The organism is Cobetia sp. UIB-001 (assembly GCF_044789135.1).
In the GTDB taxonomy this organism is placed as follows: Bacteria; Pseudomonadota; Gammaproteobacteria; order Pseudomonadales; family Halomonadaceae; genus Cobetia; species Cobetia amphilecti.
Window position 1 is genome coordinate 2,102,544 of the sequence record NZ_CP058244.1, and the last position, 25,211, is coordinate 2,127,754.

The window sequence follows — 25,211 nt, forward strand, 5'->3', positions numbered from 1 at the left end:
AGACCGCATTATTCCCGATGTCATCTGCTCAGTGAGCAGCGGCGATGGTGGTCCTGGCCGACTCAGCGCGAGGCCTCGACCTCGGCACGTGCCGTCTCGACCAGCGCCTCACCGATCTTGGGTGTCCAGCTGGCATAGACCGACTGGGTGGCGTCACGGAAGGTCTGCATCGCATCCTCATCGAGCTTGACGACATTCACGCCGCGCGCCTCGATGTCCGCCAGCCGCTGGGCATTGCCCTCACGACTCATGGCGATCTCCCAGGCACCCGCTTCCTTGGCGGTTTCGGTCAGCAGAGTGCGCTCCTCGTCACTGAGCGACTTCCACACGCGCTGGTTGGCGGCGAAGATCAGCGGGTCCGCCATGTAGTGCCAGAGCGTCAGGTGGGTTTGACCGACCTGGTCGATGCGCGCGACATCGAACACCGACAGCGGGTTCTCCTGTCCATCCACCGCACCGGTGGTCAGTGCCGGCTTGGCATCCGCCCAGCTCATCTGGGTCGGGTTGGCGCCCAGCGCCGTGAAGGTGTCCTGGAACAGCGGCGAGCCCACCACACGAATCTTCAGGCCCTTCAGGTCATCCGGCGAGGTGATCGATTTCGAGGAGTTGGACACCTCACGGAAGCCGTTCTCGCCCCACGCCAGCGGCTTGATGCCCTTGGACTCGATGGCGGCGAAGACCTGCTTGCCCGACTCGCCCTGGGTCAGCGCATCGATGGCGGCGTGGTCCGGCATCAGGAACGGCAGCGAGAACAGATTGAGCTCCGGTACCTGGGGCGACCAGTTGATGGTCGAGCCCACCGCGAGATCGATCAGCCCCTGACGCATGGCCGAGAACTCCTTGGTCTGGTCCCCCGCCACCAGCTGGGCATTCGGATAGACGCGCAGGGTGAGTTCACCACCGGAGCGCTCCTCTACCAGCTCCGCCCACTTCTCGGCCGCCTGTCCCCACGGGAAGGCATCCGACAGCACGGTGGAGACGGACAGCTCACGCGCCTCGGCATCACTGGCCATCAGCGGTGACAGCAAGGCCAGGCCAAGCACGCCGGCCATCAGGGCAGAGCGACCCGTGGCAGCGACATGCGGGCGCGCGGTATGGCTTTGAGAAAGAGCCGGAGAATGATCCGAAGAGCGGTGACGCAGGTGACGAGAGGCGGGGCCAGCGTTGGCGTGTGCAGCGGTCAGGGTCATGAATAACCTCTTGATTATGATGTTGTTGAGTGTGTCCAGAGGCAGATTCGCATCTACTTTGGTCGCTGACCATTCGACCATGCGACAGATCGGCGCTTTTTCGACGCTCACATGCTAACTCGCTGCATTACCGATTACTGTATATTCATCCACCCCTCGGGTTTTCCGAGACCTCTTGCGTACGAAACGCTCGACCATGTGGTGTCATCAGCGTGTGTTGCTAAGGAGTGCATCCAGCGATGCCAGAGGGCTAACCCTCGAGCAGGCCCCGTCAGCAGGGAGTTTGACGATATTGCCCTTTGCGAGATGCCGTGCTTTTACAGCGCCAGCGTGTCCCGAGTCCATGTCGGGTCATGATTTCATGAGACACTGTATATTTATCCACCCCATTACATCCTTGAGACAAATTTCACGATATGTCGCCTTTCAACCACGCAATGGCGTACCACGGGTCGCAGACTCCGGATTCGGTCGGTAGACTGAGCGCCGTTCCCGCAAGGACCGACCACGACTGACCAACATCACGCACGCAAGTGTCGTACCTGACATCTCGTCGGCACCGCTCCCACGGTCCCGACCCTGACCGATGAGGCCCCCTTCCATGCCGAACCCCCAGCAGGAAGCCATACCCACTCCCACCTTCGAGACCGAGCCGCTCGACACCTCGCGCAAACGACTGCAGCCGACCAGCAGTCTCGGCGCAGCGGTCGTTCTGTGGTCGCTGCTGCTGGGAATGGGGATGCTGATGCTGGCCAATGGACTGCAGGGCAGTCTGTTGGGGATTCGCGCCTCCTCGGAAGGCTTCAGCAACACCATGACGGGCATCATCATGTCGGCGTACTTCGCCGGCTTCCTGCTCGGCTCGACACTTGCACCCCGCAAGCTGCGCCGGGTCGGTCATGTGCGCACCTTCGCGGCACTGGCCTCCATCACCTCGGTGTGCATCCTGATCCACGCACTCTATGTGGTGCCCGAGGTGTGGATCGCCATGCGCTTCATCACCGGCTTCGCCTTCGCCGGCCTCTACGTGGTGGCGGAGAGCTGGCTCAACAGCCAGGCGACCAACCAGATGCGTGGCCGTCTGCTGGCCATCTACATGGTGATCACCTATCTGGGCATGGGCGGCGGCCAGTTGCTGCTCAACGTCGCCAACCCGGACACCTATCTGCTGTTCATCCTGGTGTCGGTGATCATGTCGCTGGCGCTGGTGCCGATGCTGCTGTCCGCCTCACCACAACCGGAAGGCGCACAGCCGGAGGCGATGGGGATCGTTCGTCTGCTGCGCCTGGCACCGCTGGGTACCCTGGGCGGCTTCGCCACCGGTATCGCCAACGGTACCGTCTTCGGCATGGGCGCGGTGTATGCCGACCGCGCCGGCCTGCCAGTGCAGGAAGTCTCCTGGTTCATGGGCGCCTTCATTCTGGGTGCCGCCCTGCTGCAATGGCCGCTGGGCAAGCTCTCCGACAAGTTGTCGGCCAAGAAGGTGATTCTGGGCTGCAGTCTCGGGGCGATCGCGCTGTCCATCGGTGGCGTGCCGTTCAGTGGTGGCAGCATGCTGACCATGGCGCTGCTGGGTGCGGGCCTCGGCGGGTTGATCCTGACCCAGTACTCGCTGTTCCTGGCGGCGGCCAACAACCTGCTGACCACGCCACAGATCATCTCCGCCAGCGGCACACTGGTGCTGATGCATGGCGCGGGCGCGATTCTGGGCCCGCTCACCGCGGGCCTGCTGATGGAGCGCTTCGGGGCCGTCGGCTTCCTCTATACCCTGACCGCCATTCACGTGCTGATCGTGATTCTGGCCGCCAGTGTCACCAGCAAGCCGCGTCAGGAACTGGATGCCGAGGAAGGCGATCACCCCGGCCACTATGTGGTGGCACCCTCCACCACCAGTCCGCTGAGTGCTGCCTGGGTCGAGGAAGCCATCACCGAGCCGGAAACCGGTCAGCTGGAATTCGACTTCGATGCCGAACCTGAGCCGGAACCGAGCGAGGAAGAACTCGCTGCCCAGCAACAGGAAGCCGCCGCTGAAACAGAAGAAGGTGTCGTGCAGCAGGTCGACAACGAGGAAGGTGTGATGAACGACCGCGTCACCGGCATGGAAGATGACTGGCATCTGGATGGCCATATCGATGAGCAGGCCCAGCACCTCAGCGAAGAGGAGCGCCGCGTCAAGTCGGAGCCGGAGCGTGAGAGCTACTGATCACGTCTGACGACATGCTCGAGTGATAAACAATAGAAGAGATAACCAAGAACACCGCCTCTCAGGGCGGTGTTCTTGTTTGGGGCGGGCGGAATAGGGACAGGAGAAACTGAGACAGCAAAAACAAGGCAGGCGTAACAGCAAGACGGTACAGCGAGAGGATAAAGCTCTGGGAAACGAAGAAGGCTCAAAACGATAGAGTCTCAGGATAGAGACTCAGCGGCGACGCTTGCCCGCCCGCGCCACCAGATGCGGTGCCAGCACACCCTGCAGACGGCGCACGGCCTGAGAATGCAGCTGCGAGACACGCGATTCAGTGACATCGAGTACCGCGCCGATCTCCTTGAGGTTGAGCTTCTCCTGATAATAGAGCGCCATCAACAGCTTCTCGCGCTCCGGCAGCCGCGCGATGGCCTCGTTCAGGGCGCGCCGCGTATCGGCCTCTTCCAGCGCATCATGCGGCAAGGCAAACGGCGTGGTGAAAGGTGTCGCTTCAGGCGAGGCATAACCGCCCGCCAGCCCGCCTTCCTCATCCATCATCTCGTCCAGCGACATCACCATGCCGTTGTTGGTGTCCAGCAGCAGGCGTCGGTAATCTTCCAGCTCAAGCCCCATGGCGGCGGCGATCTGGGCCTCCTCCGGCGGATAGCCCAGGCTCTGCTCCAGCTGCTGGATCACGCTCTCTAGCTCGCGCCCGGCCCGGCGCACACTGCGTGGCAACCAGTCACGCGAGCGCAGCTCATCGAGCATCGCGCCACGGATGCGCTGACTGGCATAGGTGGCAAAGCTGGCACCGTGGCCCTGCTCATAGCGGCCCACGCATTCACACAGCCCCAACATGCCGGCCTGAATCAGATCCTCGAGATCGACACTCGCTGGCAAGCGCACCTGCAGCTGCAGCGCGATGCGGCGCACCAGCGGCTGATACTCGGTGTAGATATCCTGCTGGGCCATGCGCCCATTGGCGGTATACATCGGCGTCCTGGTCCTCGCTTGCATCCCTCGGGGCCGTTTGACTCAGGGTCATGCCCCATCCTCGGGACTCCTGTTCCCAGCGTATTGTCGCGCCCCCGCCACAAACCATTCGCTCGAATAGCTACCCTCAGCGACGGCTTTCCTGCCTTACGTCGCCACTCCGCCTCAGGGAGGCGGAAATGAAGGCAGACGTGAAGAGACAGTGAGGGAAGACGAGACATGCACAACGCCCGCCAGCCGGTCGACAGAATGTCGCGAGGGTGAAGCGAGAGTGGAGCAAGGATGCCACGAGGGCGCCCGCAAGAAGAGCGCGCAAGGAAAGCCAGCGGGGCAGCCGGAATGAGTAACGTCAAAAGGCCGCAAAAAAATTCTAAAGTTCTGTCGCGCCGCGACGATAACTGAAGCAACGGCACAGGAGTCGTTACTGGCGACACGCCATCTATCTCCCCATTACGACAGGAAGTGACACATGGCTTCAGTGATCAATACCAACACCCTTTCCATGGTGACTCAGCAGAACCTGAATCAGTCCCAGAACGCCCTGAACACCTCCATGGAACGTCTGTCCTCCGGCCTGCGCATCAACAGCGCCAAGGACGACGCCGCCGGCCAGGCCATCGCCAACCGCATGGACTCCCAGATCACCGGCCTGTCCCAGGCACAGCGTAACGCCAACGACGGCATCTCTGTCGCACAGACCGCTGAAGGCGCATTGAATCAGGTCAACGATAACCTGCAGCGAGTACGTGAGCTGACTGTCCAGGCGCAAAACGGCACCAACAATGCCGATGACCTTAGTTCCATCCAAGATGAAATCACCATGCGTCTTGACGAAATCAATCGCATCTCTGAACAGACAAGCTTCAATGGAATCAATGTTCTGCAAGAAGATAGTTCAATGAGCATTCAGGTTGGTGCTAACGATGGACAAACCATAAACATTGACCTCAAAAATATTACGTCTCAGACTCTGGGATTAGACGGATTTAACGTCGATGGCAGTGGTATTGTTCAAAACAAATCCGCAACCATAAACGATTTAACAGCCGCAGGGGCTGTTGGAACTGATCCATATGTGGTCACCACTAATCACGAAGCTGCAACATTTGAGCAAGCATTTTCTCAAATGAGCGACGGCAATACTGTTACCACAGGGGCTACTGCCACACGGACAACATACACCTTTGATTCGAGCGAGAACAACTTCAAATACGACAAGACTGTTGATGGTTCAGCAAGTGCAGAAATTGATGATTTACTTAAAGACCAAAACATACTACCAACTACTGGCACCAAAACAGGAACTTATACTAACAGCGCGGGAGATACCGCTAACTTTGAAGTAGATGCAACTGGCGCCATTTCTCTAGGTGGTGAGACTGCATACTGGACTGATGATGGAAATTTAACATCCAACAATAGCTCTGGCAGTCTTCAAAATGCGACAATGTCCAATATGGTCGCAGTCACCGGCGGTGCGGTTAGTGCTGGTGTAACTGCTGTAGCAGATTCCTCGGCTCGTAGCTTTACAATTGATAACAACGTATATACCGGCAGTACCACTGCCAATGAATTAAGCTACAAAGAAACTGCTACTATCGAAGACGTGGAAAATGCAGTAGGTGTCAGTACAGATGACGCTGTTATGGAAATCGGTGCCGGAGTAACTACAGCTGACGTTACATTCGACGCTTCGAGCACTGACTCCAACGACACATATATTGATAGTGAAGGCGAGCTAACTGATATAGCAACTTATTCGACTGATTATGAAGTCGATGAACAAACTGGCGCGGTAACAGTGGCAGGCAATGGTACGAATGTAGAGGGCACGAAATATGCCAAAGAAGTTGGCGCCAGTGTTTACCTTGGTTCGGAAGGCAAACTGACCACATCAGAAACCAGCCAAGGTGACCGAACACAAGACCCGCTCGCCGCTCTAGATTCCGCCCTCAAGGAAGTAGACAGCATGCGTTCCGACCTCGGCGCCGTGCAGAACCGTTTCGATTCTGCCATCACCAACCTGGCGACGACTGAAACCAACCTGGCCTCTGCCCAGTCGCGTATTCAGGATGCCGATTACGCGGAAGAAGTCTCCAGCATGACCACTGCACAGATTCTGCAGCAGGCGGGGACTTCCATGCTGACCCAGGCCAACCAGGTGCCGCAGAACGTGCTGTCTCTGCTGGGCTGATCTCTGGCTCGCATGCTGTATAGGCCTGTCACTCAGCAAGAGTGGCAGGCCCGTCGCTGGCAGAGAATAGTGGCCTTGTTGATATTGGTCCTTTTAGTTAACAGTGCTCGTGCATTTCAACCTCCGCCAGCAATATCCAGCAGCAGCAAACAAAAAGGGCAGACGCATCGCGTCTGCCCTTTTTGTTTGGAATGCGGACATGAATCACACCGCCATGTTCATGATTTCCTTGTAGGCACTCAGCAACTTGTTGCGCACCTGCACGGTCATCTCGAATTCCAGTGAGGCCTTCTGGCCCGCTACCATGACCTGATCGAGGCTGATATCCGGGCTGCCCAACTCGAAGGCCTTGGCCTGGCCTGCCGCGACCTGCTGTGACTGGCTGACGCGCGCCAGCGAATCCTTGAGCATGCCGGCAAAGCCCTGTGCATCTGTGCCGCTGGCCTCTGACACTGCGCCCACCGATTGAGCGTTGCTCCCGGCCGCCTGCGCCGCCATCTGGTCGAGCTGCTGCAGACTGCCCGTCATCGCGGATGACATCGCCGCGCCGACTGCCTCAATCGCCATCCCGCCTCTCCTTTCTCAACGCGCGCCATTCGTCTGCCGCTTTCAGTGGGGCTCAGACTACCAGTCAGTCGAGCAGCTGAAAGTGACTAATACCCCTGTTTTGCGACGCTATTCGTCTGATTGGATGTGCGCCCAGCTTCGATAATGGCCAGCCTACGCAAGAAGGCGCTGAGAAACGCGACATTGTTGATCCATCGTTTTCATGTTTCGCACTGCTTGCTGGAATCACCCGCTGCGAGTTCAGACCACGGCGCTTATCGGACATCTGCATGAGTACACCCAGCCAGACAGCGCCCCAGTCGGGCACCTCGACGACGTCAGAATCATCGGACAAGCCAGCCAACCCCTTGTTGGCGCGCCTGGCGGCATTGCCACGTCTGCCGCTCATCATGGCGGCCGCCTTCAGCGTGGCTGTCATCGTCGCGTTGTTGCTGTGGGGCGCTGGCACCCAGTGGAGTGTGCTCTATCGTGATCTGCCCGCCAGCGAAGGCGGCGAGATCGTCGCGCAGCTGGAGCAGACCGGCGTGCCCTATCGGCTGAGCAATGAAGGCGCCACCGTCGAGGTACCCAAGGAGGATGTCTATCGTCTGCGTCTGGCACTTGCCCAGCAGGGCCTGCCCAGTCAGGGCGGTTCCGGCTTCGAGCTGATGGATACCCAGGCCTTCGGCATCAGCCAGTTCACCGAACACGTCAATTACCAGCGCGCCCTGTCCGGCGAGCTGTCGCGCACCATCGCCAGTCTCGAGCCGGTCTCCAGTGCCCGTGTGCACCTGGCACTGCCGGAAGATTCCGTCTTCGTGCGCGAGCGTCGCCCAGCGACGGCGTCCGTGGTGGTCGAACTCAAGGGCGGCCAGCAGCTCAAGGCACGTCAGATCCAGGCCATCCAGCATCTGGTAGCCGGCAGCGTGCAAGGCCTGGCCAGTGAAGATATCACCGTCGTCGATCAGGACGGCAATCCGCTGTCGCGCCCGGCGGGCGATGCGCTCAATCTCGATGGCAGCGCGCTGGAATATGCCCAGGCACTGGAGCGCAGCTATCAATCGCGCATCAATGCTCTGCTGACCCCACTGGTGGGACGCGACAACTTCCGCGCCGAGGTCAGCGCCCAGCTCGATTTCTCCCACGCCGAAGAGACCGAGGAGCACTATACGCCCAATCAGCAGCCGGGCAGCGCAGCGGTGCGCAGTGAACAGCTCAACAATACCGGCGCCGGCGAGATGCTCGGCATCGGCGGCGTGCCGGGTGCCCTCTCCAACACGCCCCCGGGGATTGCCGCCTCGCCCATCAATGCCGATGACGCGGCGAATGCTGACCGCACCACACAGACTGACGACGCGGCCAGCGGTTTGAGCAACTATCAGCGCAGCAGCACCATCAACTATGAAGTCAACAAGCGCGTGCGCCACACCCGCGCGCGCCTGGGTCGCCTCGACAATCTCTCGGTGGCGGTGGTGATCAATCACCGTCGCATCATGGACAGTGACGGCAACCCGACCAGTGAACGGCTGGCAGACGACCAGCTGGCACAGATCGATTCGCTGGTGCGCGAGGCGATGGGCTTCAATGCCGAGCGTGGCGACAGCCTGAGCGTGATCAATGCGCCCTTCATGACCGCCGAGCAGCAGAACGCCGGCCCGCCGCAGCAGTGGTGGGAGAAGTGGCTGAACAATCCCGAGATGCAGGCGCTGGCCATCGAGCTTGGCCGCTACCTGATCATCGGCTTCATCGCCTGGCTGCTGTATCGCAAGTTGCTTCGCCCGCTGTTGCAGCCGCTGCTGCGTCCGCAGGAAGCCTACCAGACCATCGGTCAGCCGCCCGGCACAGCGACCGCCGGCAGCGCTGTGGGTGGCATCGGCGGCATGGAGTCAGGCCTGGCGACGGCCAATGGTGAGCTGGGCAGCATGATGGCGAGCCAGACAGCACCGGCCAGTGGCCCGCGCACGCCGACCACCTATCAGCAGAACCTCAAGGATGCACGTGACATGGCCCGCGATGACCCGCGCATGGTCGCCATGATCCTCAAGAACTGGATGAGTCACCATGAGTAAGACACTGACAAGCATGGAACGCAGCGCGGCCCTGATCATGAGCCTCGACGAGGACAGCGCCGCAGAGGTCTTCAAGTTCCTGTCTGCCCAGGAGATCCAGCAGCTCAGCGCGACGATGACCAACATGCCGCAGGTCACCCAGGAGCAGATGGCGAAGACGCTGGAGGAATTCCACGCCGACAGCGAGCAGTTCAGCGCCGTCAATCTGCTGTCCACCGACCATATCCGCTCGGTACTGGTGAAGGCGCTGGGTCAGGAGCGCGCCAACTCGCTGCTCGAAGACATCTACGAGAGCTCCGGTCAGAACAATGGCATCGAGACGCTGAACCTGATGGAGCCGCCGCTGGTGGCCGAGATGATCCGCGACGAACACCCGCAGATCATCGCCACCATCATGGTGCATCTGGAGCGCCATCAGGCCTCGCAGATTCTCGAGCACTTCTCCGACACCCTGCGCAACGATGTGCTGCTGCGTATCGCCACCTTCAGTGGCGTGCAGCCGGCGGCCCTGCAGGAGCTGACCGAAGTGCTGAGCAACATGCTCAGCGGGCAGAACCTCAAGCGCAGCAAGATGGGCGGCATTCGTACCGCGGCCGAGATACTCAACCTGATGCCGGGCCAGCAGGAAGAGCAGGTCCTCGAGGCGGTGCGCAACCACGACGAGAGTCTGGCGCAGCAGATCATCGACGAGATGTTCGTATTCGAGAACCTGGTCGGGCTCGAGGACCGCTCCATCCAGCTGTTGCTCAAGGAAATCGACAACGAGACGCTGGTCACGGCGCTCAAGGGCTCCCCCGAGGCGATCATCCAGAAATTCCTGCAGAACATGTCGCAGCGTGCTGCCGAGATGCTGCGTGATGACATGGAGGCGCGCGGGCCGGTGCGTGTCAGCCAGGTCGAGGCCGAGCAGAAGAGCATCCTGCAGACGGTGCGTCGACTGGCCGACAGCGGCGAGATCGTGATCAACAGCGGTGGCGAGGACTATGTCTAGCAAGGAGCATGTCTAGTGAGGACCATGTCCAGTTCTGATCCGCATCATGACGCGCCTGACCCGTGGGCCGAGCGCGACGTGGCAGGCAGCGATGACATGCATCAGTGGCAACCGCTGGAACTTGACGCGCTGGATGGCAAGTCCGCGTCGCCCCAGTCGGGTGGCGGCTTTCAAGCCGGCATGCCGCACACTGCGGCGCCGGATGCCGGCCTGATTCGGCGCATGGCGCAGCGTGCCCGCTCGACCTTCGAGCAGGAGGCGCTACAGCAGCAACAGGCTGCGCGTGACGAGGGCTATGCCGCGGGCGAGAAAGCCGGTTATGAAGCGGGTCTGGCGCGTGCAAGGCAGGAAGCCGCCGAGCAGGCGGCGCGTCAGGCCGAGGCCGCCCAGCTGGCACTCGAACAGCAGGCCGCCCAGCTGGCACCGCTGATCGAGAACCTGCAGCAATCGCTGGCGTGCCTGGATGAGCAGATCAGCGATGAGCTGGCGGCACTGGCCATCAGCGTCGGTCAGCATCTGGCCCGTGAGGCATTTCGTGCCCACCCGGAGCACATCATCGACAGCGTGCGCAGCCTGCTGGCGGCGGATCCGCCGCTGATCGGCCGTCCGCGTCTTTACCTGAATCCGGACGACCTGCCGCGCGTCGAGCAGGCGATGGGCGAACAGCTCGCCAAGCTGGGCTGGCAATGTCTGCCGGATGCCAGCCTGAGCCTTGGCGGGTGTCGCGCCGAAGCCGACAGCGGTTGTCACGATGCCAGTCTCGAGAGTCGCCTGGAGATGCTGTCACGCCAGCTGCGCCATCGCGGCAGCGCCGACGGCAGCCTGCATGGCAAGGATGAGGCCAGCGGTTCGCGCATCGTGCACCGCCAGTCGTCAGAACATGTACAGCCAGAGCAGGCACGCACCGAGCTGGCAGGAGATCGCACATGAGTGACACGCCATGAGCACCTCTTCCGCACAGCAATGGCGCAGCGCACTGGGCGCCATTCGTGAGCGCGTCGAGAGCCTCGAGCCCCAGCGCAGCAATGGCCGCCTGGTGCGCGCGACCGGCCTGGTGCTGGAGGCGGTCGGCCTGCGCCTGCCGGTGGGTGCCAGCTGTCTGGTCGAGCTGGGCGCGAACCTGCCGCCGGCCGAGGCCGAGGTGGTCGGCTTCGCCGATCAGACCCTCTACCTGATGCCCATCGACCCGCTCAGCGGCGTCGCACCGGGCGCGCGGGTGTTTCCCCTCGGGCATGGCAATGTCGGCGAGCGACGCTACCCGGTCGGCGAAGCGCTGCTCGGGCGGGTCGTCGACGGCGTGGGTCGCCCGCTGGATGGCCTCGGTCCGCTGGAAGATGTCGAACATGCGCCGCTGGAGAGCCGCCCGCTCAACCCGCTGGAGCGCGCGCCCATCGACACGCCACTGGATGTGGGCATTCGCGCCATCAACGCCTTGCTGAGCGTCGGCCGTGGCCAGCGCATGGGGCTGTTCGCCGGTTCTGGCGTCGGCAAGAGTGTGCTGCTGGGCATGATGGCGCGCTTCACCGATGCCGATGTGATCGTGGTCGGCCTGATCGGCGAACGTGGGCGCGAGGTGCAGGAATTCATCGAGAACATTCTCGGCGAACAAGGCCTCAAGCGCGCCGTGGTCGTGGCCACGCCGGCCGACATGACGCCGCTGCACCGCCTCAAGGGCGCCAGCTACGCGACGCGCATCGCCGAGTCCCTGCGTGACAAGGGCCAGAATGTGCTGCTGATCATGGATTCGCTGACCCGTTACGCGATGGCCCAGCGCGAGATCGCCCTGGCCATCGGTGAGCCACCGGCCACCAAGGGCTATCCGCCTTCGGTCTTCGCCAAGCTGCCGGCGCTGGTGGAACGCACCGGCAACGGCCGGCGTGGCGGCGGGTCGATCACCGCCTTCTATACCGTGCTGACCGAAGGCGATGACCAGCAGGACCCCATCGCCGACAGTGCCCGCGCAATTCTGGATGGACATATCGTGCTGTCGCGGCGCATCGCGGAAAGTGGCCACTACCCGGCCATCGATATCGAAGCCTCGATCAGCCGCGCGATGTCGGCGGTGGCGCCGGAGCGGCAGCTCACCCGCGCCCGTCGCTTCAAGCAGTTCTATTCCAGTTATCAGCGCAATCAGGACCTGATCGCCATCGGCGCCTACCAGCCCGGCAACGACAAGGTGCTCGACGCCGCGGTGCGCCTGCACGAGCCGATGGGACGTTTCCTGCAACAAGGCACTACACAGCACGCAACTCTTGCCGATAGTACGAACATGCTCGAACAATTGCTGGCCCAGCCATGATGGCCGCCCTCACCTGTCATTGATCGGGAATTCTCACTGAATGGCCATCTCATCGTCACGTTTCGACACCCTGACCCAGCTGAGCGAGCGCCGGCGTGATGGCGCTGCGCGCCAGCTCTCCAGCCAGCGTCAGCGTCAGGAAACCGCCGCCCAGCAACTGGTCACCCTCGAGCAATACCGTCTCGACTACTGTCAGCAGATGCAGGCACGCCTGACTCAGGGGCTGGACCCGGCCAGCTGGCACAACTATCAGGCCTTCATCGCCTCGCTGGACAAGGCGATTGCCCAATGTCGCGCACGGGTAGCCCAGGAACAGACCCAGACGCACCATCAGCATCAGCGGCTGGTGAAGGAACAGCAGACCCACGCGGCCTGGCAGGGCCTGGCGGACCGCGCCAGCCTGAGCGCCGCGCTGCAAGCACGTACCGCCGAGCAACGCCAGAGTGATGAACAAGCCACCCAGGCCTGGTTACGCCGTGCCAATGGCTGAAGACGGCCAGTCGGAGGAGTGACACCATGACGGACACTGCACGCATCTCGATGTTGTCGGCCACCTCGCCAACCAGGGCGCCGACCAGCGCCAAGGTCTCCTCTGAGGAGGCTCGCTCGCGCGACGACGTCAGCTCGGCTTCCGCAGAGAGCGCCTTCGAGGCACATCTGTCACGCGCCCAGCGCGAGGATCGCCAGCAGGACACGCAAGCGGCGCAGGTGCAAGTGCAGACAGAAACGAAAGACGCACAGCAGCAGCGTATCGAGCGTCGCGAGGCGGCTGAAGACAAGCATGCCCAGCACCTCGAGCAGGCTCAGGCAGCGTCGTCAGAGACATCGCCCACTCCGGACCCGGTCGCTGCCGCCCTCCAGAATGGCAACCTCCCGCCTGCCCAGTCCTCATCGGCAAGCCAGACAGCAGGACAGCGATCAGCGCAGCCACTTGAGGCCTCACGACTGGATAGCAGCGTCGAGCGCGGCATCTCGCGCATGCAACAGCTGCAGCAACTCACGCAAGGCGACCAAGGCACCTCTGGCAGTAACGAGGCAGCGCTGAATACGACATTGGCCACAACAACTGCCACGACGGCGGGAACGGCAACGCCCGCTGGCGCACAGGCGCTCTCTACCTCGGGCAGCACAGCGGCCAACACGGCAGGCAGCACAGCAGGCAACTCAGCGCTGCAAGGTGACTGGATCGCCGCACTGCGTAACCCTGCGGCGGTGGGGCTGGACGGCGCGATTGCGGATCAGTCGCCCAGCAACAGGAGCTCCGCGACAGCGGCAGGCAGCCTGAGCGCGGATGCGCCCTCCTCGCTGACGGATGGCGCGCTGGGCCCGCTGACCAAGGAGGCCATTAAAGGCATCACCGCCAAGGCCGACGGCGCCCTGCTTGATGCGAATTCTTCACGTAGCGGTGGCGATCAGTCCCAGCTCTCGGGTGCGTCAACGGCTGGCGTGTCAGCCGGCGCGTCGAGTTCGACCGCTGCAGGTAGCGGCGCCATGCTCAATGCTGCCGGCAATCCAGCAGCCAATCCAACGGGCATGGCATCACAGGCGGGAGCCTTGATTCCCGCAAGCGTCGGCACTCAGGCCTGGCAACAGGCACTCAACGAGCAGGTGGTACGCATGCAGCTGAGCAAGTCGCCACAGGCCGAGATCGCGCTCAATCCGGCCAACCTGGGCAAGCTGACCATTCGCCTCAACATTGGCGAACAGGGCACCAGTGCGCACTTCGTCGCGGGCCACCAACAGGTGCGCTCGGCTGTCGAGTCATCCTTGAGCGAGCTGCGTCAGGCGCTGGAATCCCGGGGGCACGAGCTGACGGCGATCACCTTCAGTACTCAGGACGACACACCGGGCGACACTCCGGACGGGGCGGCAGACAACTCGGCCAATCAGGGCCAGTTCGCCCAGCACCTCGAGGGTCAGCCGGCGAGTGATGCCAGCACAAGCGCTGACGCCATGGAGGGAAGTCTCGCCGCGGGCAATCTCACAAGCAATCTTGCAAGTGCATCCCAGGCAGCCTGGGGGCAGCGTGAATGGCAGGCATGACGGGCCTGGCGCTTGCCAGGTGCTTGTGTCAGCGGCTCCCGTCAGGTGGCTGTCAGATGAGCCCGCCTGGCGCGTCATCATTCAAGTAAGCGCTCGCACGTGGCGTTATTCCGCCGTTCGATAACCACGCCTTCGGTCATACTGGCCCCGCTACCGACTCCAGGGACACCGCACCACGATGTCAACGATTATCACCACCCCCGCCAGTCAGCGTCGCTCCTGGCTGCTGATCGGGGTCATCAGCCTGATGAGTGCCGTGATCGCGGCGCTAGTGGCCGTCTATTTCGCACTGCCGATGCTCAGTGATCAGAAGGCCGCACAGGACGCCGAGCCGGAAGTCGTGGTCGTGCCACCGCCGGTCTTCATGCCGCTGGCGCCCTTCACGGTCAACCTGGAAAGCCCGCGCGGCAATCGCCTGCTCTATATCGGCATCACGCTCAAGATGGCCGATCAGGACGCGGTGGCGCGCGTGGAAGAACTCAAGCCCGAACTCAAGAGCCGTCTGCTGCTGTTGCTGTCGGGCCAGAGCCCGGATGAGCTGATCACCCAGGCCGGTAAGCAGACACTGCAGAGCACCCTGACCGAGGCGCTTTCGCGCCCCTACAGTGAAGGCGGCCAGCCACTGGCCATCTCCGGCGTGCTGTACAACGACTTCATCGTGCAATAACTGGCCATGGCTCAAGACGATCTGCTGTCACAGGACGAAATCGATGCTCTGCTCTCCGGCGTGAATGGTGACAGCAGTGCAACGGCTGACGCCTCGAGCACGCCCGGCGAAGCGCGCATTCGCCCCTTCGACCCGGCGAGCCAGCACCGCATCATCCGGGATCGCCTGCATGCCCTGGATATCATCAACTCGCGCTTCAGCCGCCAGTTCCGCATGGGACTGTTCAACCTGATCCGCCGCGGCGCCGATATCACCGCCGGGCCGGTGCAGTTCCTGAGCTACAACGAATTTTCCCGCAACGTGCCGGTGCCGACCAACATCAACCTGTTCACCATGAAGCCGCTGCGCGGCACCTCGATGCTGGTGTTTCCGCCCAGCCTCGTGTTCATGGTGGTCGACAGCCTGTTCGGCGGTGACGGCCGCTTCGTGACCAAGTCAGAGGGTCGCGAATTCACACGCACCGAACAACGCGTCATCCAGCGCCTGATGCAGCTGGCCTTGAATGCCTACCGCGACGCCTGGTCGGCGGTCTATGCCGTGGAAACCGACTATCTGCGCAGCGAGATGCAGGTCAAGTTCGCCAATATCACCAGCTCTCCCAACGAGATCGTGGTGTGCACCAGCTTCCATCTGGAGGTCGGCAATCACAGCAGCGACTTCCAGATCTGCCTGCCCTACTCGATGATCGAGCCGCACCGCGAGCTGCTCTCGAGCCCGCTGCAGGAAACCAGCGCCGAGGGTGACAGCCGCTGGGGCGAGCGCCTGCGCAAGGAAGTGCGCGCCACCGATGTCGAGCTGCACGCCGACTTTGCCAGCATCACCACCACGCTGGGCGCCTTGGCCGAACTTGCCGTGGGCGATGTGCTGCCCATCGAGAAGCCCGAGCGCGTCAACGCCTACGTCAACAATGTGCCGGTGCTCGAAGCCGGTTTCGGTCGCGCCAATGGCCACCGCGCCCTGCGCGTGACCCGCATCATCAATCATCCGATCAACACTGCCAGCGAGGACAGCGGCGATGAGTGAGCCCAATTCGCCAGACGCGCCCGCGCCCAAGGCCACCCCGAATTCCCCGACATCCGGCACTGACGACCCCTGGGCCGATGCGATGACCGAGCAGATGGGCGACGAGTGGGCCAAGGCGCTGGAAGAACAGCAGAGCGAGGCTGCCCCCCAGGGCGGCGACATCTTCGAGCCCCTCGATGGCAGCGGTGGCGGCGCACGTCCGCGCGAGCTGGACATGATCATGGACATCCCGGTCAAGATGACCGTGGAGCTGGGGCGCACGCGCCTGACCATCAAGCAGCTGCTGGAGCTGTCGCAGGGCTCGGTGATCGAGCTGGATGGCCTGGCCGGTGAGCCGATGGACATCCTGATCAACGGCTATCTGATCGCTCAGGGCGAGGTGGTCGTGGTCGAGGACAAGTACGGTATCCGCATCACGGAAATCATCACCCCCAATGAGCGGGTACAGAAGCTCAACCGCTAAGGCTGTTCCTGTCATGACCTCCGATGCCCCTGACGGCGCGATCTTGCTGCCGGATGCCAGCCCCAATACCAACACCAGCGCCAGCACTCAGGCGCCGTCACCGGCCTTTCTCGGTAGCGACGCAAGCCTGACTGCCGACACAGGCCACGACTCACCATTGGGCGCGGCCAGCCTGGTCAATACCGGGCTGGCACTTGCCGGCGTGATCGGCATGATCCTGCTGCTGGCATGGCTGATGAAGACGCTCGGGGGTGCCCAGACACTGCGCGGCAATCGCATTGCCCTGCGCCCGCTGGCGCGTCTGGCGCTGGGTCACAAGCAGAGCCTGGTGGTGGTAGCGGTGGGCAACCAGCAATTGCTGCTGGGCGTCGGGCCGGCGGGCATCACCTCCCTCGGTGAGCTGACGGCCGAGAATGGCGGCCTGGTGCCCGCAGACGATGGCAGCACTCCGAACGACGCATCGCTGGCCTCGCCTGCCTCCGCAACAGGCGGGAGCGGCGCCGCGGCCGGCTTTGCCGAGCTGCTGCGCGATCGTCTTGCCAGACGCTCGCCGACTGCCACGTCCGCCACGACGCCCTCTGATGTGACGCAAACTACTACCTCAGACAAGACAGATGACGCGGAGCCTCGCTCATGACGGGGCTGGTAAGGCTGTCACCGGGCATGAGAGCAAGCGGGCTGAAGACTGGAGGCCTGCTGACAGGGCTTCTGATCGCATTGTCGGCATGCCTGCTGACCAGCCAGACGGCGCACGCCGATGTGCTGAGCGGCCTGACCAGCCAGCCACTGCCGGACGGCGGCGAGTCCTGGTCGCTGAATATCCAGACGCTGATCCTGCTCAGTGGCCTCGCCCTGCTGCCGGCGGCCTTGCTGATGATGAGCGCCTTTACCCGCATCATCATCGTGCTGGGCCTGCTGCGCACCGCGCTGGGCACCGCGTCTGCGCCGCCCAATCAGGTGCTGGTCGGCATCGCGCTGTTTCTGACCTTCTTCGTGATGTCGCCGGTGCTGGAGCGCATCTACGACGAAGCCTGGCAACCCTATGACAGCCAGACCATCAGCCTGCAGGAAGCCATCGAGCGCGGCGGCGATCCACTGCGCGAATTCATGCTCGGTCAGGTGCGCGAGCCGGATATCGCGCTGTTCGCGCGCCTGGCCAAGGTCGAGGAAATCCAGACCCCGCAGGACGTGCCGTGGCGCGTGCTGCTACCGGCCTTCGTCACCAGCGAGCTGAAGACGGCCTTCCAGATCGGCTTCAGTCTGTTCGTGCCCTTCCTGATCATCGATCTGGTGGTGGCCAGCGTACTGATGGCGCTGGGGATGATGATGGTGCCACCCGCCACCATCTCGCTGCCCTTCAAGTTGATGCTGTTCGTGATGGTCGATGGCTGGCAGTTGCTGCTGGGGTCGCTGGCCGAAAGCTTCTACTGAGAGAGCTGCTACTGAGAGAGCTGCTGCTGAGAGAGCTGCTGCTGAGCCAGGTCCTGACGTCACACCGTCATCGGGCTTTCTCGTCGTGACGCGCAACCGTGCACTGCCAGCCTCGACATCTCCCATCTGCCCATCGAGAACGCGCCGCCATGACCCCTGAAGTCATCACCAGCCTGGCCTCGCATGCCATGTACATCACCCTGTTGGTGGCAAGCCCGCTGCTGGCCAGCGCCCTGTTCATCGGCCTGATCGTCAGCCTGTTCCAGGCCGCGACCCAGATCAACGAGATGACCCTGTCCTTCATCCCCAAGATTCTCGGCGTGTTCGGCACCCTGGTACTGGCCGGCCCCTGGTTGCTGGAGACGCTGATGGACTTCACGCGCAGCGTCTTCACCGGCTTCCCGCACCTGATCGGATGAGCGATGCAGCGATGAGCGTCACCGCAAAGCCCGACGCATTCCCGGCGGGAGGACGCTCCATTGCCGAATGACCTGCTGTCCCCGGAGCACCTCCAGGCCCTGCTGCTGAGCGTGATGTGGCCCTTCGCGCGCCTGTCAGGCTTCATGATCAGCGCGCCGCTGTTCGGTCACCGCAGCCTGCCGACGCCGGTGCGCCTGTTGATGGCCTTTGGCCTGGCGCTGATCATCGCGCCGCTGGTCGAGAGCCCGCCCCCGGTGGATGTGCTTGGCCCGGCCGCCGTCTGGCAGCTGGCTTTGCAGATGGGCGTCGGCCTGGCACTGGGCCTGGTGATGCGCATCACCTTCGCCATCGTCGAGGCGGCCGGGGAATTCATCGGCTTGCAGATGGGTCTGGCCTTCGCCAGCTTCTTCTCGGCCGACACCGGCACCAATACCCAGGTGCTGTCGCGTCTGCTGGGCATGCTGGCCATGCTGCTGTTTCTGGCCTTCAATGGCCATCTGCTGGTGCTGGAAATCCTGGTCACCCACTTCCACGAGATTCCCCTCGACCTGCGCCGCATGGGGCCCGTCGGACTCGAGAATCTGCTGCTGTGGAGTGCCAGCCTGTTCAGCGCCGGCCTGCTGCTGGCCTTGCCACTGGTCGCCTCGCTGCTGGCGATCAACCTCGCGATGGGCGTACTCAACCGCTCGGCACCGCAGCTGTCGGTGTTCTCGATCGGCTTCCCGCTGACCCTGCTGCTGGGCATCGCGATGCTGTGGCTGATGATGCCGGGCATGACGGACTGGCTGTCGCTATTGTTCCGTCAGGCGCTGGGCGCCTTCCAGGCCGTGCATGAAGGCCTGGGCACGATGCCATGACACGCAAGCACTAATCTGAAAAGCAATCACCAGCACGCAAGAGCCGCACCGAATGCCATCGCGAGAGCAAGTATCCAGTGCGGCTTTTTCATCATTTCTCGAGCGCGGTCACGCCATCACTCAGCGCAGATAGTCGAACAGCGACATGCCCGAGATATCCGAGAACGCCTGCTGGGAAGCCTGCAGCCCCACCTGGGTCAGCGAGTAGTCGGAGATCGCCTCGTTGTAGTCCAGATCGATCAGGTCCGAGCGTGTCGAGGCATAGTTGAGCTCGCGGTCATCCCCGATGATATCCAGTGAATCCAGCTCGTTGAGCTTGGTGCCGACATCGGCGCGCACCGTCAGCACATTGTCGAGACTGTTGCTGAACTGGCGACTGGCGGTCGAGATGGCGTTGTTGAAGGCGGCCTGGTCGGCCTCGCTCTCGATCGGCGTGCTCAGCGCGCTGATCAGCCCATCCAGGTTGGCGAACAGATCGGCGCTGGCCTCACCCTCCTCGACCACCAGCTGGGTTGCCTTGCCGGAGGTCTGAGCTTCAGCGACCTGTTGCTCATCACCGGACAGCGTCATCGACAGGCCATTGAACGCAAGCGTCATGCCATCGCTGAACGCCACGGGCAATGGCAGCGGGTTGCCTTCACCATCCAGGATCGGGAGATCATTGCCAGCGGCATCGGTGCCGCTGATCGTGACGCCAGCGGCATCAATGCTGACGCTGTAGGCCGCGCCATCGACCCGCGCCGCGGCGTCGACGACTTCCGGCCCCTTGAAGGTGATCGGCAGTGACGACTCGCTTTCGCTGGTCTGGCGGGCCAGCTGCTGATTGCCGGATGCCACGCCGCCAAAGATCTGGCTGCCGGTATGATTGACCTCCATCAGGCGCGAGCTGTCGACGCGTTGCTGGCGCTGCTCATCATCGCCGCGATAGGTGCCATCCTCGCCAAAGGGCGCCGTATCACCGCTCATGCCGCCGAACAGATAGTTGCCGTTGCCGTCGGTGCTGTTGGCCAGCCCCAGCAGCACTTCGCGGCTGCCTTCAAGCTCGGTGGCCAGGGCATCACGGTCGCTGTCGCTGAGGGTGCCGTTGCCCGCCTGCACGATCAGGCTCTGGACTCGCGTGATGGTGTCGGTGACCTGATTGAGCGCGCTTTCCTCGATGGACAGGTTGTTGCGCGCCGTGGTGCGGCTGTCACTGAACTGTTCGTTGACGGCCTGGGACTGCGAGATCGTCACCGCCTGGCTGGCCGCACTCGGGTCATCCGAGGGATTGACCACGCGCTTGCCGGTGGCCAGCTGCTCGGACACCTTGGAGAACGCCGCCTGCTGGTCCAGCATCGAGGTGACGCCCTGGGCATAGAGGGTTTGGGTACTGATTCGCATCACGGCCTCGTTAACGGATGTTCAGAATGGTATCCAGCACCGTCGACGCGGTCTGGATGACCTGGGCGTTGGCCTGGTAATACTGCTGATAACGGATCAGGTCCGCGGCCTCTTCATCCAGATTGACCCCAGAGATCGACTGGTCTGCCGCCGACAGCTGCTCGGTCAGGCCCTGCTGAGCCTCCAGGTTGACCTGCACCTGGCGGGTCTGGTTGCCGACCTGGCTGACCAGCGACGCGTAGTGATCATTGAAGCTGCCGGCGCTGCCCAGGGCGTCGCTGCTCTGCAGTGACTGCAGAGCGAGAATGTTGCGGTTGTCGAGGCTGGCATCGCTTGAGCCCGCCGCGATCTCGGCGCCCTCATCGATCGAGACCCCGAAGGTGTCGGCGATATTGCGCGTCGGCTGGATGGTGAAGCTGTCACCGTCCGCCATGCCGGTGGCGGTGAACACCAGGCCATCCTGAGAGATTTTAATATCACTATCATAGCCATAGTAAAATACTTCCCCAGTGCTCTGGTTCTCGAGCTGGTATTTATCACCGTCAAGACTCAGGCGGTAGTCATCGCCGGTCAGCGCGACGCTGTAGAAGTCGTCACCGTCCTGCTGGGTGGTGGGGGCGAATGCCACCTCAAGGCCCGCTCCGGCGGCATTGCCGCTGGCCGGCAGCACCTCTGGATCACCGAGGGTGAAGAAGTCGCCCCCCGTGTTGCCATTGGCGTCGACTCCGTCGGCGTGCTGGGCATTGAAGGTCAACGCCAGCCCCGCGGCCAACTGGCCGAGCTGATTCTGGGTCGGCTCAAGGCTGTCGGCGCGGAAGCTCAACAGCCCGCCCAGGGTGCCACCTTCGAGCTGCCCCTCATCGATGGCGCTGGTCACGCCCGGCGCCACGCTGTAGGTGACCACCGAACGGCTCATGTCCTGCGGGTCTGGCTCCACGGCCAGTTCGTAATTGCTGCTGCCGTTGACCAGCAGCTGGCCATTGCCGAGGCTGACGCTCAGCCGGCCATCCTGCTCCTGCACCTCGACGCCGACCAGCGTCTGCAGGTCGGTCACCGCCTGATCGCGCTGATCCAGCAGGCCCAGTGGCTCTTCGCCGGTACGCGCACGCGTCAGGGATATCTGTTCGTTGAGCGAGGCGATCTGGCTGGTGGCAGTGTTGATGTCGCCGACCACATCGCCGAGCTGTGCATTGACCGCAGCGTCCATGTCATCCAGATAGGCGGAGAAGGCATTGAACTGCCCGGCCAGGCTCTCGGCGCTGCCCAGCAGGCTCTCGCGCGCCGCCGGGTCACTCGGCTGACTGGCCACGCCTTCGATGGCGCCGAAGAACTCCTGCATCAACGGCGCCAGGCCCGCCTCGTCATCGGCGAGCAGATTGTCGATCTGACTGATGTTGGCTTCGTGGGTCTCAAGCGCCGTGCTGGCGCTCATGGCGCTGTCCAGCTGCGCCGAGAGATAGCTGTCGGTCTGGCGGCTGATCGACGCCACACTGACCCCGCCACCACTGCTGCCACTCAGTTCGACCGTTTCACGGCTATAGCCCGGCGTGTAGACGTTGGCGATGTTGTTGCTGTTGGTGGCAAGCGCCGTCTGGGCGGCTTGCAGACCACTGACACCGATACTCAACATGCTGCTGGCCATGGCGTTTACCTGAAAGGAACAATGGGAAAAGGAAGAAGGTGAATGACGCCACACCGGCGGCGTACGGATGCTGTGATTATCGGCGCGTCAGACGCCAACTTGAGACCGTAGGCAGCAATAGTTGCCAGCAATTCATCGGCAGTGAATCGTCATCAGCGGCGCTCTCTACCGGATCAGCGGCTCTGAACGGCCCATCGCCAACTGGATGGCCCCTGATGCAGTGCCTTCACTGCCAGTAGCGATCTCTTTATCCGCCGCAGGCGCCATATCCGTCGCAGACGCCACAGACGCCACACCCGTCGCAGACACCGCATCCGTCGCAGCCGCCATCTGGACCAGCGGCTGAGCATCGCGCGCATCGAGGGCAAACAGCGGCGCAGAAGCCTCAAGCAGCCCGCGCGGGGAGCTTGAGTTGGCGGTTGCGACAGACGATGACGCAGGCACGGCATCGCGTGACGCCAGGCGGGTCTCCGCTGTCTCGCGAGTGCCGCTAGCCTCCAGCGGGCCGACCCGACTCATGATCGAGATCAGCTTGTCGGCATAGTGCGGGTCAGTGGCGTAGCCCGCCTCCTGCAAGGCGCGCGCTGCACTCTCGGCGTCCGGAGACTGCGTCACGTGGGCATAACGCTGGGCGCCGGTCAGCAGCGCGGCATGATCGCGCAGCGCACTGGCCTGATCGGGATAGACGCGGAAGCTGTCTTCGAGACGCATGCGACGCCCATCGCGGTATTCGGTGGTCAGCACCGTGGTGCTGTCGCCCTGCCAGCTGCTGCCGGCCTTGATGCCGAACAAGTTATGGCTGTCGGTGCCGGCCTCGGTGTGAATGCGTCGCTGACCCCAACCCGTCTCCAGCGCGGCCTGCGCCAGAATCAATTCTGCGGGCAGCCCGCTTTCACGACTGGCCGCCTGAGCGGCGGGGCCAAATTCCGCCACGAAGCGCTGCACATTCTCGGGCTGACGACGTTGTTGCTCGCTGAGCGCTGCCATGTCGGTCACTGCCACCGGGCTGACGGTGTCAGACACGTCTTCCTTGCCTGTCGTCGCCATCGGCAGCTCGGCGTAGATGCCTCGCGCCGTGTCGCCGGGCGCCAGCGTATCGAGCATCGCCATGAAGCCGGCAACCTCGTCTGCGGCGCGTGTCTCCACCGCCGCCTGCCAGTCATCTTCGCGAGCCGCTCCCCCCTCCGGGGTCAGACCCACCGCCGACAACCAGCCTCCTTCGGCACCCTGTTCAGCGACCGGCTCCCCATCGGCTGCTGCGCTGGGGGAGATTGCAGCAGGAGGCGTCGCGCTGCTGCCAGTGCTCATCTTCGTGTTCGTGCCCGTCGCCGTGCTGGAAGACAACTGCTGAATCAGGATCTTCGACAGGCCGATACCGTCACCGACACTGGCCAGTTGCTGGGAGAGCTGCTGGTCCAGCATCGAGGTCATCATCTCTTGCTGCTGGGAGCCGGTCAGCGCTGAGTTCTCGGTCGCCGAGCGCATCTGCTTGAGCATCATGTTGAGCATCAAGGCCTCGAATTGGCGCGCACTCTCCTCCAGCGCCTCCTGCTGACGCTCGCCGCCACTGCTGGCCGCCCCCTTGAGGCTCGCCAGACCCTGGGTATCGAAGGCCAGACGACCGGCATCCACGTTGGCACCGCTACCAAGCACACTCATCAGATCACCTCGAGATCAGCACGCAGCGCACCGGCTGCCTTGAGCGCTTCCAGAATCGAGACCAGGTCCTGCGGCGTGGCGCCCAGCGCATTCAGGCCATCGACGACCTCCTGCAGACTGGCAGTCCCCTCGACCATGCGCAGCGCACCGCCCTGCTGATTCACGCTGATATCGGGGTCATTGACCACTGCCGTCTGCCCCTGGGACAGCGGCGCAGGCTGACTGATCACCGGATTGGCGTCGATCACCACCGACAGGTTGCCGTGGGTGACCGCAGCGCGCGCCAGGCGCACTTCGGAATTCATCACCACCGAGCCGGTCCGCGCATTGACCACCACACGCGCACGCGGCACGCCCAAGGCGACCTCGATGTTCTCGAGTCTGGCGATGAACCCGACACGCTGACTGAGATCACGCGGTGCCTGCACCACGATATCGCGGCTGCTGAGCGGCGAGGCCAGCGAGCCGCCGAAGTTGCGGTTGATGGCGCTGGCAACGTTCTGGGCATGATTGAAATCGCCCTCGAACAGATCGACATGGATCACGCCATTCTCATCCCCGAGACGCGTCGGCACGCCGCGCTCCACCGTCGCGCCACTGGGAATACGCCCGGCGGTCAGCTGATTGACCTGCACACTGGAACCGCCGGCCGAGGCGCCGGCGCCACCGATGATCAGATTGCCCTGCGCCAGCGCGTAGACCTGGCCATCCACGCCCTTGAGCGGCGTCATCAACAGGGTGCCACCGCGCAGACTCTTGGCATTGCCCAGCGACGACACCACGACATCGATGGGCTGACCGGAGCTTGCGAAGGCCGGTAGGCTGGCGGTGACCATGACCGCCGCCACGTTCTTGAGCTGCATGTTGGTGCCCGACGGCACCGTCACGCCCAGCTGGGAGAGCATGTTGGTCAGACTCTGGCCGGTGAACGGCGCCTGGGTGGTCTGGTCCCCACTGCCATCCAGCCCCACCACCAGGCCGTAGCCGACCAGCGGGTTGTCGCGCACGCCGCGCACCTGGGCGAGGTCCTTGATGCGATCGGCCTGCGCCGCCTGCAGCGTCAAGGTCAGGCAGCTCACCAGCATCAGGCAGGCGGCCAGCGCAGCGCGCCAGCGTGGAAAAGGGAGCATCTCAGGCATCGGATAGCGACTCATGATGG

At 63.1% G+C, this 25,211-nt stretch carries 22 protein-coding genes; 15 read left to right on the plus strand and 7 right to left on the minus strand.

Annotated elements, in window-relative coordinates; genetic code table 11:
- Positions 1-62 precede the first annotated feature (62 nt).
- On the minus strand, positions 63-1,052 hold the full coding sequence (locus tag HA399_RS08800) for a DctP family TRAP transporter solute-binding subunit (RefSeq protein ID WP_404326938.1): 990 nt from the start codon (positions 1,050-1,052) through the stop codon (positions 63-65).
- A 739-nt stretch (positions 1,053-1,791) separates the two neighbouring features.
- On the opposite strand from HA399_RS08800, the gene HA399_RS08805 reads away from it, so the two are divergent.
- Positions 1,792-3,393, plus strand: a complete 1,602-nt coding sequence (locus HA399_RS08805) for an MFS transporter (RefSeq protein ID WP_404324696.1) — start codon at positions 1,792-1,794, stop codon at positions 3,391-3,393.
- 216 nt (positions 3,394-3,609) lie between these two features.
- On the opposite strand, the gene HA399_RS08810 is transcribed toward HA399_RS08805, so the two are convergent.
- A complete protein-coding gene (locus HA399_RS08810) occupies positions 3,610-4,368 on the minus strand; it encodes an RNA polymerase sigma factor FliA (RefSeq protein WP_404324697.1) in 759 nt (252 codons plus the stop codon).
- A 469-nt stretch (positions 4,369-4,837) separates the two neighbouring features.
- On the opposite strand from HA399_RS08810, the gene HA399_RS08815 reads away from it, so the two are divergent.
- Positions 4,838-6,562 (plus strand): flagellin, encoded by a 1,725-nt coding sequence (locus tag HA399_RS08815; RefSeq protein WP_404324698.1) that lies wholly within the window; start codon positions 4,838-4,840, stop codon positions 6,560-6,562.
- A gap of 204 nt (positions 6,563-6,766) precedes the next feature.
- On the opposite strand, the gene fliE is transcribed toward HA399_RS08815, so the two are convergent.
- Positions 6,767-7,129, minus strand: coding sequence for a flagellar hook-basal body complex protein FliE (gene fliE / locus HA399_RS08820; protein WP_404324699.1), 363 nt, complete (start codon positions 7,127-7,129; stop codon positions 6,767-6,769).
- Positions 7,130-7,398: 269 nt separating this feature from the next.
- Between fliE and fliF the strand changes: the two genes are divergently transcribed.
- The 13 genes from fliF (at position 7,399) to fliR (ending at position 19,371) form a co-directional block, all read left to right on the plus strand.
- Positions 7,399-9,177, plus strand: coding sequence for a flagellar basal-body MS-ring/collar protein FliF (gene fliF, locus HA399_RS08825; RefSeq protein ID WP_404324700.1), 1,779 nt, complete (start codon positions 7,399-7,401; stop codon positions 9,175-9,177).
- Entirely contained in the window at positions 9,170-10,168 is a 999-nt protein-coding gene (gene fliG / locus HA399_RS08830; protein WP_404324701.1) for a flagellar motor switch protein FliG, read from the plus strand. The genes fliF and fliG overlap by 8 nt, the downstream gene beginning before the upstream one ends.
- Positions 10,169-10,192: 24 nt before the next feature.
- Positions 10,193-11,098, plus strand: a complete 906-nt coding sequence (locus HA399_RS08835; RefSeq protein WP_404324702.1) for a flagellar assembly protein FliH — start codon at positions 10,193-10,195, stop codon at positions 11,096-11,098.
- Positions 11,099-11,108: 10 nt separating this feature from the next.
- Positions 11,109-12,467: a flagellar protein export ATPase FliI gene (fliI, locus tag HA399_RS08840; RefSeq protein WP_404324703.1), complete on the plus strand. Its 1,359-nt coding sequence runs from the start codon at positions 11,109-11,111 to the stop codon at positions 12,465-12,467.
- Between the two features lie 40 nt (positions 12,468-12,507).
- Positions 12,508-12,957 carry a flagellar export protein FliJ gene (gene fliJ, locus HA399_RS08845; RefSeq protein ID WP_284726051.1) on the plus strand — a complete coding sequence of 150 codons (450 nt, stop codon included), beginning with the start codon at positions 12,508-12,510 and terminating at the stop codon, positions 12,955-12,957.
- 26 nt (positions 12,958-12,983) lie between these two features.
- Positions 12,984-14,510 (plus strand): flagellar hook-length control protein FliK, encoded by a 1,527-nt coding sequence (locus HA399_RS08850; RefSeq protein WP_404324704.1) that lies wholly within the window; start codon positions 12,984-12,986, stop codon positions 14,508-14,510.
- A 178-nt stretch (positions 14,511-14,688) separates the two neighbouring features.
- A complete protein-coding gene (fliL, locus tag HA399_RS08855) occupies positions 14,689-15,177 on the plus strand; it encodes a flagellar basal body-associated protein FliL (RefSeq protein WP_054556624.1) in 489 nt (162 codons plus the stop codon).
- 6 nt (positions 15,178-15,183) lie between these two features.
- Positions 15,184-16,200, plus strand: a complete 1,017-nt coding sequence (gene fliM, locus HA399_RS08860) for a flagellar motor switch protein FliM (RefSeq protein ID WP_404324705.1) — start codon at positions 15,184-15,186, stop codon at positions 16,198-16,200.
- The gene (gene fliN, locus HA399_RS08865; protein ID WP_107334750.1) at positions 16,193-16,663 is read left to right on the plus strand and encodes a flagellar motor switch protein FliN; all 471 of its coding nucleotides are present in this window, start codon (positions 16,193-16,195) and stop codon (positions 16,661-16,663) included. The genes fliM and fliN overlap by 8 nt, the downstream gene beginning before the upstream one ends.
- A 13-nt stretch (positions 16,664-16,676) precedes the next feature.
- On the plus strand, positions 16,677-17,300 hold the full coding sequence (fliO, locus tag HA399_RS08870) for a flagellar biosynthetic protein FliO (RefSeq protein WP_404324706.1): 624 nt from the start codon (positions 16,677-16,679) through the stop codon (positions 17,298-17,300).
- A gap of 26 nt (positions 17,301-17,326) precedes the next feature.
- A complete protein-coding gene (fliP, locus tag HA399_RS08875) occupies positions 17,327-18,094 on the plus strand; it encodes a flagellar type III secretion system pore protein FliP (protein WP_404326940.1) in 768 nt (255 codons plus the stop codon).
- Between the two features lie 149 nt (positions 18,095-18,243).
- Complete coding sequence (fliQ, locus tag HA399_RS08880) at positions 18,244-18,513, plus strand: flagellar biosynthesis protein FliQ (RefSeq protein ID WP_054556620.1); 270 nt, start codon at positions 18,244-18,246, stop codon at positions 18,511-18,513.
- A gap of 60 nt (positions 18,514-18,573) precedes the next feature.
- Entirely contained in the window at positions 18,574-19,371 is a 798-nt protein-coding gene (gene fliR, locus HA399_RS08885; RefSeq protein WP_225996565.1) for a flagellar biosynthetic protein FliR, read from the plus strand.
- Positions 19,372-19,491: 120 nt separating this feature from the next.
- On the opposite strand, the gene flgL is transcribed toward fliR, so the two are convergent.
- The 4 genes from flgL to HA399_RS08905 all read right to left on the minus strand — a co-directional run bounded on the left by flgL (position 19,492) and on the right by HA399_RS08905 (position 25,191).
- Entirely contained in the window at positions 19,492-20,751 is a 1,260-nt protein-coding gene (gene flgL, locus HA399_RS08890; RefSeq protein ID WP_404324707.1) for a flagellar hook-associated protein FlgL, read from the minus strand.
- 10 nt (positions 20,752-20,761) lie between these two features.
- Positions 20,762-22,393, minus strand: a complete 1,632-nt coding sequence (flgK, locus tag HA399_RS08895; RefSeq protein ID WP_404324708.1) for a flagellar hook-associated protein FlgK — start codon at positions 22,391-22,393, stop codon at positions 20,762-20,764.
- Between the two features lie 165 nt (positions 22,394-22,558).
- Positions 22,559-24,052 (minus strand): flagellar assembly peptidoglycan hydrolase FlgJ, encoded by a 1,494-nt coding sequence (gene flgJ / locus HA399_RS08900; RefSeq protein WP_404324709.1) that lies wholly within the window; start codon positions 24,050-24,052, stop codon positions 22,559-22,561.
- Positions 24,052-25,191 (minus strand): flagellar basal body P-ring protein FlgI, encoded by a 1,140-nt coding sequence (locus HA399_RS08905; protein ID WP_404324710.1) that lies wholly within the window; start codon positions 25,189-25,191, stop codon positions 24,052-24,054. Before HA399_RS08905 ends, flgJ begins: the two co-directional genes overlap by 1 nt.
- Positions 25,192-25,211: the final 20 nt, after the last annotated feature.

Bases quoted from the DNA above. Each gene is read 5' to 3' on its own strand.
- fliG (WP_404324701.1), top strand. From the start codon at position 9,170: ATGAGTAAGACACTGACAAGCATGGAACGCAGCGCGGCCCTGATCATG.
- fliE (WP_404324699.1), bottom strand. From the start codon at position 7,129: ATGGCGATTGAGGCAGTCGGCGCGGCGATGTCATCCGCGATGACGGGC.
- fliI (WP_404324703.1), top strand. From the start codon at position 11,109: ATGAGCACCTCTTCCGCACAGCAATGGCGCAGCGCACTGGGCGCCATT.
- HA399_RS08905 (WP_404324710.1), bottom strand. From the start codon at position 25,191: ATGCCTGAGATGCTCCCTTTTCCACGCTGGCGCGCTGCGCTGGCCGCC.
- fliF (WP_404324700.1), top strand. From the start codon at position 7,399: ATGAGTACACCCAGCCAGACAGCGCCCCAGTCGGGCACCTCGACGACG.
- fliP (WP_404326940.1), top strand. From the start codon at position 17,327: ATGAGAGCAAGCGGGCTGAAGACTGGAGGCCTGCTGACAGGGCTTCTG.
- HA399_RS08805 (WP_404324696.1), top strand. From the start codon at position 1,792: ATGCCGAACCCCCAGCAGGAAGCCATACCCACTCCCACCTTCGAGACC.
- fliQ (WP_054556620.1), top strand. From the start codon at position 18,244: ATGACCCCTGAAGTCATCACCAGCCTGGCCTCGCATGCCATGTACATC.
- fliN (WP_107334750.1), top strand. From the start codon at position 16,193: ATGAGTGAGCCCAATTCGCCAGACGCGCCCGCGCCCAAGGCCACCCCG.
- HA399_RS08815 (WP_404324698.1), top strand. From the start codon at position 4,838: ATGGCTTCAGTGATCAATACCAACACCCTTTCCATGGTGACTCAGCAG.
- fliJ (WP_284726051.1), top strand. From the start codon at position 12,508: ATGGCCATCTCATCGTCACGTTTCGACACCCTGACCCAGCTGAGCGAG.
- HA399_RS08850 (WP_404324704.1), top strand. From the start codon at position 12,984: ATGACGGACACTGCACGCATCTCGATGTTGTCGGCCACCTCGCCAACC.
- flgJ (WP_404324709.1), bottom strand. From the start codon at position 24,052: ATGAGTGTGCTTGGTAGCGGTGCCAACGTGGATGCCGGTCGTCTGGCC.
- HA399_RS08810 (WP_404324697.1), bottom strand. From the start codon at position 4,368: ATGTATACCGCCAATGGGCGCATGGCCCAGCAGGATATCTACACCGAG.
- HA399_RS08800 (WP_404326938.1), bottom strand. From the start codon at position 1,052: ATGGCCGGCGTGCTTGGCCTGGCCTTGCTGTCACCGCTGATGGCCAGT.
- fliM (WP_404324705.1), top strand. From the start codon at position 15,184: ATGGCTCAAGACGATCTGCTGTCACAGGACGAAATCGATGCTCTGCTC.
- flgL (WP_404324707.1), bottom strand. From the start codon at position 20,751: ATGCGAATCAGTACCCAAACCCTCTATGCCCAGGGCGTCACCTCGATG.
- fliL (WP_054556624.1), top strand. From the start codon at position 14,689: ATGTCAACGATTATCACCACCCCCGCCAGTCAGCGTCGCTCCTGGCTG.
- flgK (WP_404324708.1), bottom strand. From the start codon at position 22,393: ATGGCCAGCAGCATGTTGAGTATCGGTGTCAGTGGTCTGCAAGCCGCC.
- HA399_RS08835 (WP_404324702.1), top strand. From the start codon at position 10,193: ATGTCCAGTTCTGATCCGCATCATGACGCGCCTGACCCGTGGGCCGAG.
- fliO (WP_404324706.1), top strand. From the start codon at position 16,677: ATGACCTCCGATGCCCCTGACGGCGCGATCTTGCTGCCGGATGCCAGC.